The sequence below is a fragment of the Chryseobacterium carnipullorum genome (assembly GCF_003815695.1).
In the GTDB taxonomy this organism is placed as follows: domain Bacteria; phylum Bacteroidota; class Bacteroidia; order Flavobacteriales; family Weeksellaceae; genus Chryseobacterium; species Chryseobacterium carnipullorum.
In genome coordinates this window covers 805,051-821,124 of record NZ_CP033920.1, presented here as the reverse complement: position 1 = coordinate 821,124, position 16,074 = coordinate 805,051, and the positions used below count along the sequence as shown (strand labels likewise).

Genomic DNA, 16,074 nt, shown 5'->3' with positions numbered 1-16,074 from the left:
TTAACAAGCACATTCGAATGCAGATCCTTTTGCCGGACTTGCTCCCTGAGTAGAGTAGCCGTCAAATTTCCACCATTCAATTCCTCCGATAAGTTCAAGCACCTTAAATCCTAATTGGGTCATTTTTAAAGCTCCTTTCGTAGAGGCATTGCAGCCAATACCATCACAATAACATACATACGTTTTGGATTTGTCAAGATGTCTGGTATTTTCTTGCGTCATTTCCCGGTGTGGAAGATTGATTGCTGTGGGAATGTGTTCTTTTTCGAATGCGAACGGTTTCCGTGTGTCAACTGCAATATAGTTTTCTTTGCTCTTAAGCTCATCATATAGATCTGATGGATCTATTTCGAAGGCTAATTTTTTTTCGTAAAATTCAATTTGTTCTTTCATAATTCAATTATTTTATGCTGTTACAAAGCTATGCTCCCTTTATTTTTTCTCCTAAAATTGGAATTGAATTATTTACAACTTTAATTGAAAAGTTTTCAATTATTGTATAATGGGATATTTTTACTTTTGTAGCTATGGAAATCAGATTTTTAAGACTTATAAAAACGATTGCCGAAGAGGGTAATCTTGCCAATTCTTCCGATAGACTCTTTTTGACCCAATCGGCATTGAGTCATCAGCTTAAAGAATTGGAGATCCAATTAGGTTTTAAAGTTTTTTACAGAGTACGAAATAAGTGGGAGCTCACAGAGGAGGGAAGTGTGCTTTATAAAATTGCCTGTGATGTCATTGATACTATAGATAAAGGTCTGGGAACTATAAAACAAATAAGAGCTGGTTCGTCGGGAAAAATAAAAGTAAGTACAGAATGCTATTCATTTTACCAGGGATTGCCGGCTTTTCTTCAAAAGATGAATATTTTGTATCCTGACATTGATGTCGATTTAGTTTTGGAAGCAACCCACCATCCTGTTTCCAAAATTTTATCAAAAGAAATTGATATTGCCGTTGTGACTTCCCAGCCATCAAATGATGAATTGATCAGCATTGAAATTTTTGAAGATGAAATTTTTGCGGTTCTTCACGTTGAGAATCCATTGTATGCACTCGGATATATAGATGTTTCTGATTTTACAAATATTCATCTGATTATTCATTCCTATCCTTTGGAAACCGTTTCTGTATTTGAAAGATTTTTGAAGCCGAATGCGGTGATACCCTTTAAAATCTCTGCAATTCCTCTTACGGAGGTAGCTTTGGAGATGGTGAGTGCGAATGCAGGTGTTATGTGTATGCCAAAATGGGCTTTGAGGTCTTTTAAGATTTCAGATGGATTGGGTTTTAAAAAAATCGGAAAAAATGGTTTGAAAAGGAAACATTATCTCGTGGTAAGAAAATCTGATATGACTAAAAGATATATCAATGCTTTTCTTGAAAATTTTAAAGAGCACTTCCAAAATTTTTAGAGAGAATTTTGCGAGGGAATTGCTAAATGATTAAAAATCAAAATATTTTACTCGAAATATTTGTCAGTTCTAAAAATATTCATAAATTTGCACACTCCATTTTAGGGGCGTAGTATGCCTATATCAAAAGTAGAAATTACTTCAGACCTCCTAAAAATGTAGAATTAGAAAGATAAATTTTATTATAACATAAACAATGTCAGGTATTATTGGTAAAAAAATCGGTATGACGTCTTTGTTTAACGAAGAAGGAAAAAATATTCCTTGTACAGTTATTCAGGCGGGTCCATGCTCGGTTTTACAGGTCAGAACCATTGAAAAGGACGGCTATAAGTCAGTTCAGTTAGGTTTCGATGACAAGAGTGAAAAGAACGTAGGTAAAGCGTTAGCTGGCCATTTCAAAAAGGCTGGTTCTGCTCCTAAAGCTAAGTTGGTAGAATTCTACAGAGAATTCGTAGACGAGGTAAAAGTAGGAGAAGAAGTAAAAGTTGATTTATTCGCTGAAGGTGAATTTGTTGACGTAACAGGTACTTCAAAAGGTAAAGGTTTCCAGGGTGTTGTTAAAAGACATGGCTTTGGAGGTGTAATGCAAGCTACTCATGGTCAGCACAACAGACTTAGAGCTCCAGGTTCTATCGGTGCTGGATCGGATCCTTCAAGAGTATTCAAAGGAATGAGAATGGCGGGTAGAATGGGAGGTAAGCAGGTAACTGTACAAAACCTTCAAGTATTAAAAGTGGATCAAGAACAAAATCTTTTAGTAGTAAAAGGTGCTGTTCCGGGAGCTAAAAATTCTTATGTAATTATCAGAAAATGGAACTAGTAGTATTAAATACATCAGGAAAGGAGACCGGAAGAAAAGTAACTCTAGACGAATCAGTATTCGGAATTGAGCCAAATCAGCACGCGGTTTACCTAGAAGTTAAACAGTACCTTGCAGCACAAAGACAAGGGACTCATAAATCAAAGGAAAGAAGCGAAATTACTGCTTCTACCAAGAAACTTAAGAAGCAAAAAGGATCTGGTTCTGCTAGATATGGTGATATCAAATCTCCAACTTTCAGAGGTGGAGGTAGAGTATTCGGACCAAAACCAAGAGACTACAGATTCAAATTGAACAAAGCTCTTAAGAGATTGGCTAAAAAATCTGTTTTATCTCAGAAAATGAGAGATAACAGCATCAGAGTAATGGAAGATATGAGCTTAAACGCTCCTAAAACTAAAGATTTTATCACGATCCTAGATGCATTGGCATTGAACGATAAAAAATCTTTATTCGTTCTTCCTGAAGCTAACAAGAATGTGTATTTATCTTCAAGAAACTTACCTAAAACTAAAGTAATGAACTTTAACGAAATTAGTTCATATGACTTAATGAATGCAGGTGAAATCGTATTCTTAGAAGGTGCAGTTGAAAAATTCCAGGAAAATTTAAAGAAATAAATCATGTCACTTATTATTAAACCAGTTATTTCAGAGAAAGCAAACTATCTTACAGATTTAAGAGGTGCTTATTCTTTCTTAGTTGATCCTAGGGCGAATAAAATCCAGATTAAAAAAGCGATAGAACAAGCTTACGGTGTGAAAGTAGCAGACGTTAGAACCATGATTTATGCGCCTAAAGTTTCTTCAAAGCATACTAAGAAAGGTCTTCAAGTAGGAAAGACAAACAAATTGAAAAAAGCGGTTATCACTCTTTCTGAAGGGGAAGTAATCGATATTTTTGCTGTAAATTAATTATAATTATAAATAATAGTAATGTCTGTTAGAAAATTAAAACCTATCACCCCAGGACAGAGATTCAGAATTGTAAACAATTTTGAGGAAATTACTACCAACAAACCAGAGAAATCTCTAACCGTTGGTATTAGTAAGTCAGGTGGACGTAACCAAACTGGTAAAATGACCATGCGTTACACCGGAGGTGGACACAAAAAGAAATACAGAATTATCGACTTCAAAAGAAACAAGCATGATGTTGAAGCAACGGTAAAAACTGTAGAATATGATCCAAACAGAACTGCATTTATCGCTTTATTAGAGTACGCAGACGGAGAGAAGAGATATATCATCGCTCCAAACGGTATCAAAGTAGATCAAAAGGTAGTTTCAGGTGAAAGCGTAGAACCGAACATCGGTAACGCAATGAAATTGAAAAACATTCCATTGGGTACTGTTATTTCTTGTGTTGAAATGAAACCTGGACAAGGGGCAATTTTAGCAAGAAGTGCTGGTTCTTCAGCTCAATTAACTTCAAGAGACGGAAAATATGCCATCATCAAATTGCCTTCAGGAGAATCTAGAATGATCCTTACTGAATGTTATGCAATGATTGGATCTGTTTCTAACTCTGATCATCAGTTAACTGTTTCAGGTAAGGCTGGTAGAAGCAGATGGTTAGGTAGAAGACCTAGAACTAGACCAGTAGTAATGAACCCTGTAGATCACCCAATGGGAGGTGGTGAAGGTCGTTCTTCTGGAGGTCACCCAAGATCTAGAAATGGTATGCCTGCTAAAGGGTACAAAACCAGAAAGAAAAACAAAGCGTCTAACCGTCATATCATATCTAAACGTAAATAATTATGGCAAGATCACTTAAAAAAGGACCATTCATTCATCATACTTTAGATAAGAAGGTTCAGACAAACATAGAGTCTGGTAAGAAGACAGTTATCAAAACTTGGTCTAGAGCGTCTATGATCTCTCCAGACTTCGTAGGACAAACTATCGCTGTACACAACGGGAAATCTTTTATCCCTGTATATGTTACAGAAAACATGGTTGGTCACAAGTTAGGCGAATTTTCTCCAACAAGATCTTTCAGAGGTCATGGTGGTAATAAAAACAAAGGAAGTAGATAATCATGGGATCAAGAAAAAGAGAAAGTGCATTAGCACGTAAATTAACAAATCAAGATGTAGTAAAAGCATTACATAACGATTGCCCTTCTTCTCCAAGAAAGATGAGATTAGTAGCTGATATCATCAGAGGCGTAGAAGTAGACAAAGCTTTATACATCCTAAAATATTCTAAAAAAGACGCTTCTAACAAGTTAGAAAAAGTCTTACTTTCAGCAATGGCCAACTGGCAAGCTAAAAACGAAGGTGCTGATATCGAAGAAGCTAATCTTATCGTTAAAGAAATTTTTGTAGACAGTGCAAGACAATTGAAGAGACTAAGACCAGCTCCACAAGGTAGAGGGTATAGAATCAGAAAGAGATCAAACCACATTACATTAATCTTAGGTAATAAAGAAAATTAATCAAGGTATGGGACAGAAGACAAATCCAATTGGTAACAGATTAGGTATAATCAGAGGATGGGATTCTAACTGGTTTGGTGGTAAAGATTATGGAGACAGAATCGCAGAAGACTACAAAATCAGAAGATATCTTGAAGCTAGATTATCTAAAGGTGGTATCTCAAAAATTTATATTGAAAGAACTTTAAAATTAGTTACAGTAACTATTACTACAGCTAGACCGGGACTTATCATCGGTAAAGGAGGTCAGGAAGTTGATAAATTAAAAGAAGAATTGAAGAAACTTACAGGTAAGGATATTCAAATCAATATTTTCGAAATCAAAAGACCTGAACTTGACGCAGTATTAGTGGCTGACAGCATCTCTAAGCAAATTGAAAACAGAATCTCTTACAGAAGAGCTGTTAAAATGGCAATTGCCAGTACAATGAGAATGGGTGCTGAAGGTATCAAAGTTCAGATCTCTGGTAGATTGAACGGTGCTGAAATGGCAAGAAGCGAATCTTTCAAAGACGGAAGAATTCCTTTGTCTACTTTCAGAGCTGATATCGATTATCACTGGGCTGAAGCTCACACTACTTACGGTAGACTAGGTGTGAAAGTTTGGATCATGAAAGGAGAAGTTTACGGTAAAAGAGAACTTTCTCCACTAGTGGGACAACAGAAGAAAGGAGGTCCTTCAGGAGGTGGAAACAGAGGTGGAGACCGAGATAACAGAAGACCTAGAAAGAATAATAACAATAATAACAATAATAATTAAAAATTTTAGGTTAGAAATTTTGAATTTTAAATTACCGTTACTTTTTTAAAATATAAAAAATCTAAAATCTAAAATCTAAAATCTAAAATTTAGAAATTATGTTACAACCAAAAAGAACCAAATTCCGTAGAGTTCACAAGATGAAGATGAAGGGGATTGCTCAAAGAGGTAATCAACTTGCATACGGAACATTTGGAATCAAAGCTATAGAAGGTGCTTGGATCACTGCAAGACAAATTGAAGCTGCTCGTATCGCTGCGACAAGATATATGAAGAGAGAAGGCCAGCTATGGATCAAAATATTCCCGGATAAGCCAATTACTAAGAAACCAGCTGAAGTACGTATGGGTAAAGGTAAAGGTGCTGTGGAATATTGGGTAGCTGTAGTGAAACCAGGTAAGATCATGTTCGAAATCGGAGGTGTATCTTACGAGATTGCTAAGGAAGCTTTAAGACTTGCTGCTCAAAAATTACCGGTAGTTACTAAATTCGTAGTGGCTAACGATTTTGTTAAACCTCTATAATCTTTGATACAATGAAACAAGCTGATATTAAAAATTTAAGCGCGGGTGATATTCAAGCAAAACTTGCTGAATTGACAACTCAATATTCAAAACTGAAATTGGCTCACAAGATCAGTCCAATTGAAAACCCGATTCAAATCAGAGATTTGAGAAGATCGATCGCTAGACTAAACACTGAGTTAACCACTAAACAACAATAAGATTTTCATACATTATGGAAAGAAACTTAAGAAAAGAAAGAATCGGAATAGTTTCCAGCAATAAAATGGAAAAGACCATTGTTGTAAGTGAGACTACGAGAGTGAAACACCCGATGTACGGTAAATTCGTTCTAAAAACGAAAAAATATACTGCACACGACGAGAACAACGAATGCACAGAAGGAGATACAGTTCTTATCCAAGAAACTAGACCTTTGAGCAAGAGCAAGAGATGGAGATTAGTAAGAATCATTGAAAAAGCTAAGTAATAATGTTACAAACAGAATCAAGATTAAAAGTTGCTGATAACACAGGTGCAAAAGAAGTACTAGTTATCAGAGTTCTGGGAGGAACCAGAAGAAGATATGCTTCAGTTGGTGATAAAATCGTTGTTACTATCAAGGATTCTACACCATCAGGAAATGCTAAAAAAGGTCAGGTATCTAAAGCTGTAGTAGTAAGAACTAAAAAAGCAGTAAGAAGAAAAGATGGTTCATACATCAAATTCGAAGACAATGCTTGTGTATTACTAAACGCAGCAGGAGAAATGAGAGGAACACGTGTTTTCGGACCTGTTGCTCGTGAGTTGAGAGACAAAGAATATATGAAAATCATTTCATTAGCTCCTGAAGTACTTTAATTTTTAAAATTTTTAAAAGAAAATGTCAAAGTTAAAAATAAAAAGAGGAGATAACGTCATCATTACTACTGGTAAGAAAGATATCAAAGGTAAGACAGGTGAAGTTATTGAAGTGATCAAAAAAGAAGGAAAAGATCCTAGAGTTATCGTTGCAGGTCTTAACATCGTTAAAAAACACGTTAAGCCTTCAGCTTCTAACCCTCAAGGTGGAATCACTGAAAAGGAAGCTTCTATTCATATCTCAAACATAGCTTTAGTTGGTAAAGACGGAAAAGCTATCAAAATCGGTTACAAAATCGAAGGAGATAAGAAAGTAAGAATCGATAAAAAAACGGGTGAAACTTTATAATTTGAATTAACACATGGAATTTATAGCAAGACCCAAAAATATATACAGAGAGAAAATTGTTCCTGCAATGATGGAAGAATTTGGCTACAAATCTGTAATGCAGGTACCTAAATTGGAAAAAATCATCCTATCTCAAGGATTAGGTGATGCCACTGCAGACAAGAAAATCATTGATTATGCTGTAGAAGAATTAACAATGATTACTGGTCAGAAAGCGGTTGGTACTATCTCTAAGAAAGACGAAGCTGCTTTCAAATTGAGAAAAGGTATGCCTGTAGGTGCTAAAGTAACATTGAGAGCTCATAAAATGTATGAATTCTTAGACAGACTTACTGCTTCTGCTTTACCACGTATCAGAGATTTCTCTGGTATCAAAGCAGACGGGTTCGATGGTAGAGGTAACTACAACTTAGGTATTACTGAGCAGATTATCTTTCCTGAGATCGTAATTGACAAAGTGAAAAAAATCCAAGGGATGGACATCACTTTCGTAACAACTGCGAAAACAGATAAAGAAGCGAAAGCATTATTAACTCACTTCGGTTTACCATTTAAAAAGAACTAAGAAATGGCTAAAGAATCAATGAAAGCGCGTGAGCGCAAAAGAGAAGCACTAGTTGCTAAATACGCTGACAAGAGAAAAGCTTTAAAAGAAGCTGGTGATTATGAAGGACTTCAGAAATTACCTAAAAATGCTTCTCCTGTAAGATTACACAACAGATGTAAACTAACAGGTAGACCAAGAGGGTACATGAGAACTTTCGGTCTTTCTAGAGTAACGTTCCGTGAAATGGCCAACAACGGTCTTATCCCGGGAGTGAAAAAAGCTAGTTGGTAATAATTACTAATTAATCGGGACAATTAAGTTGTCTGGATACTAAAGAATAAAAATATCAGACCCAAGTTTTTCTGAAGTCTGATATTTTGATCTTCAAGTCCCTTCAATACTGATTGTCTTTAACCAATAATTTAAAAAAGAAAAATGGTAACAGATCCAATTTCAGATTTCCTAACAAGAGTAAGGAACGCACAAAGCGCAGGCCACAAAGTGGTGGAAATTCCTGCATCGAAAATCAAAAAGGAGATTACTAAGATCTTATTTGATCAAGGGTATATCTTAAACTTTAAGTTTGAAGATAACGCTGTTCAAGGGACGATCAAAATCGCTTTAAAGTATGACAAGCAAACTAACAAACCGGCTATCAAGTCTATTCAAAGAGCTTCTAGACCAGGTTTAAGACAGTACAAAGGTTCTGCGGAACTTCCAAGAGTACTGAACGGTTTGGGTATAGCTGTTATCTCTACTTCTAAAGGAGTAATGACTGACAAGAAGGCTAGAGAAGAAAAAGTAGGCGGTGAAGTAATCTGCTATGTTTATTAATTTTTAATCAGAGGAAAATGTCAAGAATTGGTAAAGCAATTATAACAATTCCAGCTGGAATTACAGTCACTGAAAATAACGGTGTTGTAACGGTAAAAGGTCCTAAAGGAGAACTTTCTCAGGAGCTTACAGCAGGAATTACTTTAGAACAAAAAGATGGCGAGCTTAATGTAAACAGACCATCTGATTCTAAGCAACACAAGGCGCTTCACGGTTTATACAGAGCGTTGATCAACAATATGATTGTTGGTGTTGAAAAAGGTTTCGAAAAGAAACTAGAACTAGTAGGAGTAGGATACAGAGCTTCACACACAGGTCAAAAACTTGAGTTGGCTTTAGGATTCTCTCACGGTATCGTATTAGAACTTCCAAACGAAGTAAAAGTAGATACATTGACTGAAAAAGGTAAAAACCCAATTATTACTTTAGCGTCTCATGACAATCAACTTCTAGGAATGGTAGCTGCAAAGATCCGTTCTTTCAGAAAGCCTGAGCCTTACAAAGGAAAAGGTGTAAGATTCCTTGGAGAAATTGTTAGACGTAAAGCTGGTAAATCTGCTTAATAAATTATAAGTATTATGGCATTAAGTAAATTAGAAAAAAGAATAAGAATCAAAAGAAGAGTAAGAGGAAAAATCTCTGGATCTTCTGAATTGCCAAGATTATCTGTATATAAAAGTAATAAGGAAATTTACGCTCAGTTAATCGATGATAAAAATGGTACAACTTTAGTCGCTGCTTCTTCCAGAGAGAAAGGAGTGGATGCTAATGGTACTAAGACTGAAGTTTCTGCTGCTGTTGGTAAGGCTATCGCTGCCAAAGCTATCGCTGCAGGAATTGAAAAGATTGTATTTGACAGAAACGGATTCGTATACCACGGAAGAGTGAAAGCTCTGGCTGATGGGGCGAGAGAAGGAGGACTTAAATTCTAATCATTAAAATTTCGGAAATATGTTAGGACTAGATAATATAGAAAGAGTAAAACCGGGAGGATTAGAATTAAAAGATCGTCTCGTAGCTGTTAACAGAGTAACAAAAGTAACCAAAGGAGGTAGAGCTTTCGGATTTTCTGCTATTGTTGTAGTAGGTAATGAAGATGGAATCATCGGTCACGGTTTAGGAAAATCTAAGGAAGTTGCTTCTGCAATTGCTAAAGCAGTTGAAGATGCTAAGAAAAACCTTGTGAAAGTTCCTGTAATGAACCACACCATCCCTCACCAGACTACTGCTAGATACGGTGGTGCAGATATCTTTATGAGACCTGCTTCTCACGGTACAGGACTTATCGCCGGTGGTGCGGTAAGAGCGGTATTAGAGTCTGCTGGTATTCACGATATCCTTTCAAAATCTAAAGGATCTTCTAACCCTCACAACGTAGTGAAAGCTACTTTCAAAGCGTTATTGGATATCAGAAGACCTGAAGAGATCGCTAGAATGAGAGGAGTTTCTCTAAGTAAAGTGTTTAACGGTTAATATTAGAACAATGGCAACAATCAAAGTAAAGCAAGTAAGAAGCGCTATTGGAAGAACAAAAACCCAAAAGAGAACGCTTGAAGCATTAGGATTTAAGAAACTTCACCAAGTTGTAGAACATGAAGCTACGCCTTCTATTTTAGGAATGATAGCTGCAGTTAGTCATTTACTTGAAGTTCAAAAATAATTTTAAAACAAAAATTAAGATGAATTTAAACAACATAAGACCTGCTGCAGGTGCAACTCACAACTCTAAAAGAATTGGTAGAGGTCAGGGTACAGGAAAAGGAGGTACTTCTACGAAAGGACACAAAGGTCAGAAAGCTAGAGCTGGTTATTCTCAGAAAATCGGTTTCGAAGGTGGACAGATGCCTTTACAAAGAAGATTACCTAAATTCGGTTTCAAAAACGTAAACAGAAAAGAGTTTAGAGGAGTTAATCTTGATACTATTCAAACTTTAATCGAGAACAAATCCATCACTGGAGAGATCACGAAAGAAGTTTTAGTAGAAAACGGGATCGTTTCTAAAAACGAATTAGTGAAAATTATGGGTAGAGGAGAATTGAAATCAGCGGTTTCAATCTCTGCTGACAAGTTCACTAAATCTGCTGAAGAGCTTATTGCTAAAGCAGGTGGAAAAGCAATTACCTTATAATACTTACTAATGAAAGAATTTATACAAACACTTAAAAATATATGGAGCCTAAAGGAGTTAAGAGATAAAATTCTCTTTACGTTAGGTATTATCCTTGTGTATAGATTCGCATCTTATATCTCACTTCCCGCAATTAACCTTGCAGAAGTGGGAGATCTCTTAGAGCATTATAAAAATCAAGGCGGTAACAAGCAAGGAGCAGGTCTCCTTGGCTTGCTTTCGTCGTTTACGGGGGGAGCTTTCAGCCACGCTTCCGTAATGGCGTTGGGAATCATGCCTTATATTTCTGCTTCTATTATTGTTCAGTTGATGGGAATGGCTATTCCTTATCTTCAGAAACTTCAGAAGGATGGAGAGTCAGGTAGAAATACATTGAATCAAATTACGAGATGGTTAACGATTGGAGTTTGTCTTGTACAGGCCCCTTCTTATTTAACTTCTATTACTCAATTATTCCTGCCGTATGCTCAGTTCCAGTCTGCATATTATGTAGAGCCGAATTCCATCATGTTCTGGTTACCAAGTATTGTTATCTTGGTTGCTGGTTCAGTGTTCGCAATGTGGTTAGGTGAGAAAATCACCGACAAAGGTATCGGAAACGGTATTTCCATCCTTATTATGGTGGGAATCCTGTCAAGATTACCTGAAGCATTCGTACAGGAAATGGCCGTGCAGAACGGAAAAGGAGGAATGGGATCAATCATGATCCTTATTGAAGTAATATTCTGGATGCTGGTAGTTCTTTTAGCGGTGGTATTATCCGTCGCTGTGAGAAAAATACCGATTCAGTATGTAAGCAGAGCTCAAGCAAGAGGAGGTGTAAACAGAAATCTTATGCAGGGAGCAAGACAATGGATCCCATTGAAAGTGAATGCTGCTGGTGTAATGCCGATTATCTTTGCTCAGGCATTGATGTTCGTACCAGGATTATTGACGAAATTCGATGAGTCCAATACTTTTCTTGCAGGTTTCAAGAATGTTTTTAGCTGGCAGTACAACGTATTGTTCGCGCTATTAATTATTATATTCTCATTTTTCTATACTGCAATTACAATTCCGGTAAACCAAATGGCTGATGATTTGAAGAGAAATGGAGGTTTAGTACCGAAAGTAAGACCCGGTAAAGAGACAGCTGATTATTTAGATGATATTTTATCAAAAATAACCTTGCCAGGTGCAATATTTTTGTCTATCTTTGCAGTCCTTCCAGCAATAGTGCATGGAAGCTTTGTTCAGACAGATGCGTTCGCCCTATTTTTCGGGGGAACATCACTATTGATTATGGTTGGAGTTATTTTAGATACCGTTCAACAGATTAATACTTATCTGCTGAATCATCACTATGATGGCTTAATGCAGTCTAAATTATCAAGAACGACTGGATATTAATTTATGGCGAAACAAAAACATATTGAACAAGACGGCGTTATTACGGAAGCACTTTCGAACGCCCAGTTCCGTGTAGAGCTGGAGAATGGGCATATACTTATTGCTCATATTTCCGGTAAAATGAGAATGCATTATATTAAACTTTTACCTGGAGACAAGGTAAAACTAGAAATGTCTCCCTATGATTTAACAAAAGGGAGGATCACATTTAGATATTAAAACAAACGCCAAATGGAATGTATGTTCCGTTTGGCTCTTGTTGAAAAATAAATACTATCAAAATGAAAGTTAGAGCATCAATTAAAAAAAGAAGCGCTGATTGCAAAATTGTACGCAGAAAAGGTGTGCTGTTCGTAATCAACAAGAAGAACCCAAAATTTAAACAAAGACAAGGCTAACATTAAATTATGGCGAGAATTGCAGGTATTGATTTACCAAAAAACAAAAGAGGTGTTATCGGTTTAACTTACATCTACGGAGTTGGAAGAAGTACTTCTTCTGAAATCCTTAAAGCTGCCGGTATCAGCGAAGACAAGAAAGTCAACGAATGGAATGACGATGAATTGGCTGCAATCAGAACATATATCTCTGAAAACGTAAAAGTTGAAGGAGAATTAAGATCTGAAGTGCAATTGAACATCAAGAGATTGATGGACATAGGATGCCAACGAGGAATACGTCACAGACTAGGATTACCTTTAAGAGGCCAGAGAACGAAAAACAACTCTAGAACCCGAAAAGGAAAGAGAAAAACAGTTGCTAACAAGAAAAAGGCAAGTAAATAATCGTTAGGAATTATGGCAAAACAAAGTAAAGTAGTTAAAAAAAGAAAAGTAAAAGTTGAAGCTATTGGTGAGGCACATATTCAAGCTTCTTTCAATAACATCATCATTTCTTTAACAAATAAAAGCGGAGAAGTTATCTCTTGGGCATCTGCCGGTAAAATGGGTTTCAGAGGTTCTAAAAAGAATACTCCATTTGCTGCTCAAATGGCAGCTGAAAATTGCTCTAATGTTGCTCACGAAGCTGGATTAAGAAGAGTAAAGGTGTATGTGAAAGGTCCTGGTGCAGGTAGAGAATCTGCTATCAGAACAATCCACAATTCAGGTATTGAAGTTAGCGAAATTATTGACGTTACTCCTATGCCACACAATGGATGTAGACCACCGAAAAGAAGAAGAGTTTAATTTTTAGAATTTACCCATTATGGCAAGATATATTGGACCTAAAACTAAGATTGCTAGAAAGTTTGGTGCTGCAATCTACGGAGACGACAAAAACTTCGAAAGAAGAAAAAACCAACCGCCAGGACAACATGGTCCTAACAAAAGAAGAGGTGCTAAAAAATCTGAATATGCAGTTCAGTTAGCTGAAAAGCAAAAAGCTAAATATACTTACGGTATTTTAGAAAGACAGTTTGCAAATTTATTCGAAAAAGCACACAGAAGTAAAGGTGTAACAGGTGAAGTTCTATTACAGCTTTGCGAATCAAGATTGGATAACGTAGTATACAGATTGGGTTTTGCTAAAACTAGATCTGCTGCTAGACAGTTAACTTCTCACAGACACATTACAGTGAATGGTGAGATCCTTAACATTCCTTCTTATATCGTAAAAGCAGGTGATGTGATCGCTGTAAGAGAGAAATCTAAGTCTCTTGAGGTTGTTACTGATTCATTAGCTTCTAAAGCTAATTATGAGTGGTTACAATTCAACGATGAGAAGAAAGAAGGTACTTTCGTTTCTGCTCCTGAAAGAATCCAGATTCCGGAGGACATCAAGGAACAGCTTATCGTCGAACTTTACTCTAAATAATTTTTTAATCAAATTTTTGCTCAACCCAATAATATGGCAATTTTACAATTCATAAAACCCGATAAAGTAATTTTACTTAACTCTGATGAATTTAAAGGTCAATTCGAATTCAGACCATTAGAACCAGGTTTCGGGCTTACAATCGGTAATGCTTTGAGAAGAGTGTTGCTTTCTTCTCTGGAAGGATATGCTATTTCATCTATCAAAATAGAAGGTGTAGAGCACGAATTTTCAACTATTCCAGGAGTAATCGAAGACGTTACCGAAATCATTCTTAACCTTAAGCAGGTAAGATTAAAAGCTTCAGCAGAAGGCCAGGCTAACGAGCAGGTAATTGCTAAAGTTTCCGGTCAAACGGTTATTACTGCTGGTGATTTAGGAAAGTCTGTCAACGGATTTGAGGTGCTAAACCCGGATCTTTTGATTTGCAACCTAAACAGTGATGTAACTTTCGAAATTACTTTCAATATTGAAAAAGGTAGAGGGTATGTTCCTTCAGATCAGAATAAGTCAAACAATGCACCGGTAGGTACTATTGCTATTGACTCTATTTTTACGCCAATCAAGAAAGTACAATACAGCATTGAAAATTATCGTGTAGAGCAAAAAACAGACTACGAAAAACTTGTATTAGATATAGAAACTGATGGATCTATCAGTCCTCAAAATGCTTTAACTGAAGCTTCTAAGATATTAATTTATCACTTCATGTTGTTCTCTGATGAGAGAATCACCCTTGAAACTGAAGCTGTAAAAGCATCTATCCAATACGATGAAGAGACGCTTCATACAAGACAATTACTTAAGTCTAAATTAGCAGATATGGATCTTTCTGTAAGAGCCCTTAACTGTCTGAAAGCAGCTGAAGTAGAAACTCTTGGTGAACTTGTTTCTTACAGTAAGTCTGATTTGATGAAATTCAGAAATTTTGGTAAAAAATCTTTGACAGAACTAGAAGAATTAGTGCATTCAAAAGGTCTTAACTTCGGTTTCGACGTTGCAAAATATAAGTTAGACGCTGATAAATAATTAATAATGAGACACGGTAAAAAATTCAATCACTTAGGAAGAACAGCTTCTCATAGAAGTGCTTTACTTTCTAATATGGCTTGTTCTCTAATTGAGCATAAGAGAATCAACACTACTGTAGCTAAAGCAAAAGCTTTAAGAGTATATGTTGAACCTCTATTAACAAAGGCAAAAGAAGATACTACACACAATAGAAGAATTGTTTTTTCATATCTTCAAAGTAAAGAAGCAGTTACTGAACTTTTCAGATCAGTAGCTCCGAAAATCGCAGAAAGAAACGGCGGATATACAAGAATCATCAAAACTGGTTTCAGACAAGGTGATGCTGCTGATATGGCTCTTATCGAGCTTGTTGATTTCAACGAACTTTACAATCCTAATGCTGAAGAGAAAAAGACTACTAGAAGAAGTAGAAGAGCTACAACTGCTAAAAAAGAAGCTGTAGTTGCTGATGCTCCTAAAGTAGAAGAAAAAGTTGAAGAGCCTAAGGCTGAAGCAACAGATTCTACAGAGGAAAAAACTGCAGAATAATATATTCTCAGATATAAATAGAAAACCATCCAGATTCTGGATGGTTTTTTTGTTGTTTAATGGTGAGTGTTTTTGTTTATTCTGGTTATTCTAAATAGAAAGCCAATGACTGCAGATCGCGAAACTAGATCTGCAATAGAAATCCTAATTAGATTTTGGTTCTCTTTAGTTCAATGACATTGTTACCCTGTTCAAGGTGAAGACTATCTCCTTTTACCCTCGCCGTCATATCATCTTTTTTATAGATGGTTTCACCGTTTTTTGTTTCCGTTTTAGGTAAGGTGAACGTCTTTTTATTGCTGGTGATGGCCACTGTATTTTCCTTAGGATCATTTTTGAATACTACTTTTACCAAAGTACCGTCTGTGGCTTTGTAAACAAAATCTGTCTTTTCCGTCTTCTTACCATCTACTTCAATGGTTGAAGAACTTTGGGTTAAAGAATCAATTTTTCCGTTGTGGTCTGTGATCACAGTTTCCGAACTGTCCATCTTGATGACACTTTTGTTTCCGCTCTCATTTTTTTTGCAGCTTGTTAATAATAATGCTACGGCTGAAACAGCTATTAAAAGGCTTTTTCTCATGATATTTATTTTTTAATATATCGGGTTAATTGTTTTTCTATTGTAATAGAAATTTAACTAAATT

31 protein-coding genes are annotated in these 16,074 nt (G+C 36.1%); 29 read left to right on the top strand and 2 right to left on the bottom strand.

The window, feature by feature from the left end; translation table 11 throughout:
* Positions 1-393: a rhodanese-like domain-containing protein gene (locus EG346_RS03885; protein ID WP_123877043.1), complete on the bottom strand. Its 393-nt coding sequence runs from the start codon at positions 391-393 to the stop codon at positions 1-3.
* Positions 394-527: 134 nt separating this feature from the next.
* Here EG346_RS03885 and EG346_RS03880 point away from each other — a divergent pair, with 134 nt between their 5' ends.
* From EG346_RS03880 to rplQ, 29 genes are all read left to right on the top strand, one after another.
* The gene (locus EG346_RS03880) at positions 528-1,418 is read left to right on the top strand and encodes a LysR family transcriptional regulator (protein ID WP_123877042.1); all 891 of its coding nucleotides are present in this window, start codon (positions 528-530) and stop codon (positions 1,416-1,418) included.
* 196 nt (positions 1,419-1,614) lie between these two features.
* Entirely contained in the window at positions 1,615-2,241 is a 627-nt protein-coding gene (gene rplC / locus EG346_RS03875; protein WP_034738787.1) for a 50S ribosomal protein L3, read from the top strand.
* Positions 2,232-2,861, top strand: coding sequence for a 50S ribosomal protein L4 (rplD, locus tag EG346_RS03870; RefSeq protein ID WP_073330055.1), 630 nt, complete (start codon positions 2,232-2,234; stop codon positions 2,859-2,861). The genes rplC and rplD overlap by 10 nt, the downstream gene beginning before the upstream one ends.
* A 3-nt stretch (positions 2,862-2,864) precedes the next feature.
* Positions 2,865-3,155, top strand: coding sequence for a 50S ribosomal protein L23 (gene rplW, locus EG346_RS03865; protein ID WP_073330053.1), 291 nt, complete (start codon positions 2,865-2,867; stop codon positions 3,153-3,155).
* Positions 3,156-3,176: 21 nt separating this feature from the next.
* Positions 3,177-3,998, top strand: a complete 822-nt coding sequence (gene rplB, locus EG346_RS03860) for a 50S ribosomal protein L2 (RefSeq protein WP_034702846.1) — start codon at positions 3,177-3,179, stop codon at positions 3,996-3,998.
* Positions 3,999-4,000: 2 nt separating this feature from the next.
* Positions 4,001-4,279: a 30S ribosomal protein S19 gene (gene rpsS / locus EG346_RS03855; protein ID WP_034702850.1), complete on the top strand. Its 279-nt coding sequence runs from the start codon at positions 4,001-4,003 to the stop codon at positions 4,277-4,279.
* 2 nt (positions 4,280-4,281) lie between these two features.
* On the top strand, positions 4,282-4,680 hold the full coding sequence (gene rplV, locus EG346_RS03850; protein WP_034702853.1) for a 50S ribosomal protein L22: 399 nt from the start codon (positions 4,282-4,284) through the stop codon (positions 4,678-4,680).
* Positions 4,681-4,687: 7 nt separating this feature from the next.
* Complete coding sequence (gene rpsC, locus EG346_RS03845; protein ID WP_073330050.1) at positions 4,688-5,440, top strand: 30S ribosomal protein S3; 753 nt, start codon at positions 4,688-4,690, stop codon at positions 5,438-5,440.
* A gap of 98 nt (positions 5,441-5,538) precedes the next feature.
* The gene (gene rplP, locus EG346_RS03840; RefSeq protein ID WP_034738777.1) at positions 5,539-5,964 is read left to right on the top strand and encodes a 50S ribosomal protein L16; all 426 of its coding nucleotides are present in this window, start codon (positions 5,539-5,541) and stop codon (positions 5,962-5,964) included.
* Positions 5,965-5,975: 11 nt separating this feature from the next.
* Positions 5,976-6,164, top strand: coding sequence for a 50S ribosomal protein L29 (rpmC, locus tag EG346_RS03835; RefSeq protein ID WP_034738775.1), 189 nt, complete (start codon positions 5,976-5,978; stop codon positions 6,162-6,164).
* An 11-nt stretch (positions 6,165-6,175) separates the two neighbouring features.
* Entirely contained in the window at positions 6,176-6,433 is a 258-nt protein-coding gene (rpsQ, locus tag EG346_RS03830; protein ID WP_053073319.1) for a 30S ribosomal protein S17, read from the top strand.
* Between the two features lie 2 nt (positions 6,434-6,435).
* Positions 6,436-6,804, top strand: a complete 369-nt coding sequence (gene rplN / locus EG346_RS03825; protein WP_007839504.1) for a 50S ribosomal protein L14 — start codon at positions 6,436-6,438, stop codon at positions 6,802-6,804.
* A gap of 22 nt (positions 6,805-6,826) precedes the next feature.
* Positions 6,827-7,153, top strand: a complete 327-nt coding sequence (rplX, locus tag EG346_RS03820; RefSeq protein WP_034738772.1) for a 50S ribosomal protein L24 — start codon at positions 6,827-6,829, stop codon at positions 7,151-7,153.
* A gap of 13 nt (positions 7,154-7,166) precedes the next feature.
* Positions 7,167-7,718: a 50S ribosomal protein L5 gene (gene rplE, locus EG346_RS03815; protein WP_073330047.1), complete on the top strand. Its 552-nt coding sequence runs from the start codon at positions 7,167-7,169 to the stop codon at positions 7,716-7,718.
* A gap of 3 nt (positions 7,719-7,721) precedes the next feature.
* Positions 7,722-7,991, top strand: a complete 270-nt coding sequence (rpsN, locus tag EG346_RS03810; protein ID WP_034702868.1) for a 30S ribosomal protein S14 — start codon at positions 7,722-7,724, stop codon at positions 7,989-7,991.
* Positions 7,992-8,135: 144 nt separating this feature from the next.
* A complete protein-coding gene (gene rpsH, locus EG346_RS03805; protein ID WP_073330044.1) occupies positions 8,136-8,534 on the top strand; it encodes a 30S ribosomal protein S8 in 399 nt (132 codons plus the stop codon).
* Between the two features lie 17 nt (positions 8,535-8,551).
* Positions 8,552-9,097, top strand: a complete 546-nt coding sequence (rplF, locus tag EG346_RS03800; protein ID WP_034725977.1) for a 50S ribosomal protein L6 — start codon at positions 8,552-8,554, stop codon at positions 9,095-9,097.
* A gap of 15 nt (positions 9,098-9,112) precedes the next feature.
* Positions 9,113-9,466, top strand: coding sequence for a 50S ribosomal protein L18 (rplR, locus tag EG346_RS03795; protein WP_073330042.1), 354 nt, complete (start codon positions 9,113-9,115; stop codon positions 9,464-9,466).
* Positions 9,467-9,485: 19 nt separating this feature from the next.
* On the top strand, positions 9,486-10,007 hold the full coding sequence (gene rpsE, locus EG346_RS03790) for a 30S ribosomal protein S5 (protein WP_073330039.1): 522 nt from the start codon (positions 9,486-9,488) through the stop codon (positions 10,005-10,007).
* A 10-nt stretch (positions 10,008-10,017) separates the two neighbouring features.
* Positions 10,018-10,194, top strand: coding sequence for a 50S ribosomal protein L30 (rpmD, locus tag EG346_RS03785; protein ID WP_007839493.1), 177 nt, complete (start codon positions 10,018-10,020; stop codon positions 10,192-10,194).
* 19 nt (positions 10,195-10,213) lie between these two features.
* Positions 10,214-10,663, top strand: coding sequence for a 50S ribosomal protein L15 (gene rplO, locus EG346_RS03780; protein ID WP_073330767.1), 450 nt, complete (start codon positions 10,214-10,216; stop codon positions 10,661-10,663).
* Positions 10,664-10,672: 9 nt separating this feature from the next.
* Positions 10,673-12,052, top strand: a complete 1,380-nt coding sequence (gene secY, locus EG346_RS03775; RefSeq protein ID WP_034702876.1) for a preprotein translocase subunit SecY — start codon at positions 10,673-10,675, stop codon at positions 12,050-12,052.
* A gap of 3 nt (positions 12,053-12,055) precedes the next feature.
* The gene (gene infA / locus EG346_RS03770) at positions 12,056-12,271 is read left to right on the top strand and encodes a translation initiation factor IF-1 (protein ID WP_034684855.1); all 216 of its coding nucleotides are present in this window, start codon (positions 12,056-12,058) and stop codon (positions 12,269-12,271) included.
* A 62-nt stretch (positions 12,272-12,333) separates the two neighbouring features.
* A complete protein-coding gene (rpmJ, locus tag EG346_RS03765; protein ID WP_007839480.1) occupies positions 12,334-12,450 on the top strand; it encodes a 50S ribosomal protein L36 in 117 nt (38 codons plus the stop codon).
* A gap of 9 nt (positions 12,451-12,459) precedes the next feature.
* A complete protein-coding gene (gene rpsM / locus EG346_RS03760) occupies positions 12,460-12,837 on the top strand; it encodes a 30S ribosomal protein S13 (protein WP_002983260.1) in 378 nt (125 codons plus the stop codon).
* Positions 12,838-12,849: 12 nt separating this feature from the next.
* Positions 12,850-13,239, top strand: coding sequence for a 30S ribosomal protein S11 (gene rpsK / locus EG346_RS03755; protein ID WP_034702879.1), 390 nt, complete (start codon positions 12,850-12,852; stop codon positions 13,237-13,239).
* A gap of 19 nt (positions 13,240-13,258) precedes the next feature.
* Positions 13,259-13,867 carry a 30S ribosomal protein S4 gene (rpsD, locus tag EG346_RS03750; RefSeq protein ID WP_073330035.1) on the top strand — a complete coding sequence of 203 codons (609 nt, stop codon included), beginning with the start codon at positions 13,259-13,261 and terminating at the stop codon, positions 13,865-13,867.
* Positions 13,868-13,900: 33 nt separating this feature from the next.
* Positions 13,901-14,896 (top strand): DNA-directed RNA polymerase subunit alpha, encoded by a 996-nt coding sequence (locus EG346_RS03745; protein ID WP_073330032.1) that lies wholly within the window; start codon positions 13,901-13,903, stop codon positions 14,894-14,896.
* A gap of 6 nt (positions 14,897-14,902) precedes the next feature.
* Entirely contained in the window at positions 14,903-15,427 is a 525-nt protein-coding gene (gene rplQ / locus EG346_RS03740; protein ID WP_073330029.1) for a 50S ribosomal protein L17, read from the top strand.
* Between the two features lie 148 nt (positions 15,428-15,575).
* Here the strand turns inward: rplQ and EG346_RS03735 are convergent, their stop codons facing one another.
* Positions 15,576-16,010, bottom strand: a complete 435-nt coding sequence (locus EG346_RS03735; RefSeq protein ID WP_073330026.1) for a hypothetical protein — start codon at positions 16,008-16,010, stop codon at positions 15,576-15,578.
* Between the last annotated feature and the right edge of the window lie 64 nt (positions 16,011-16,074).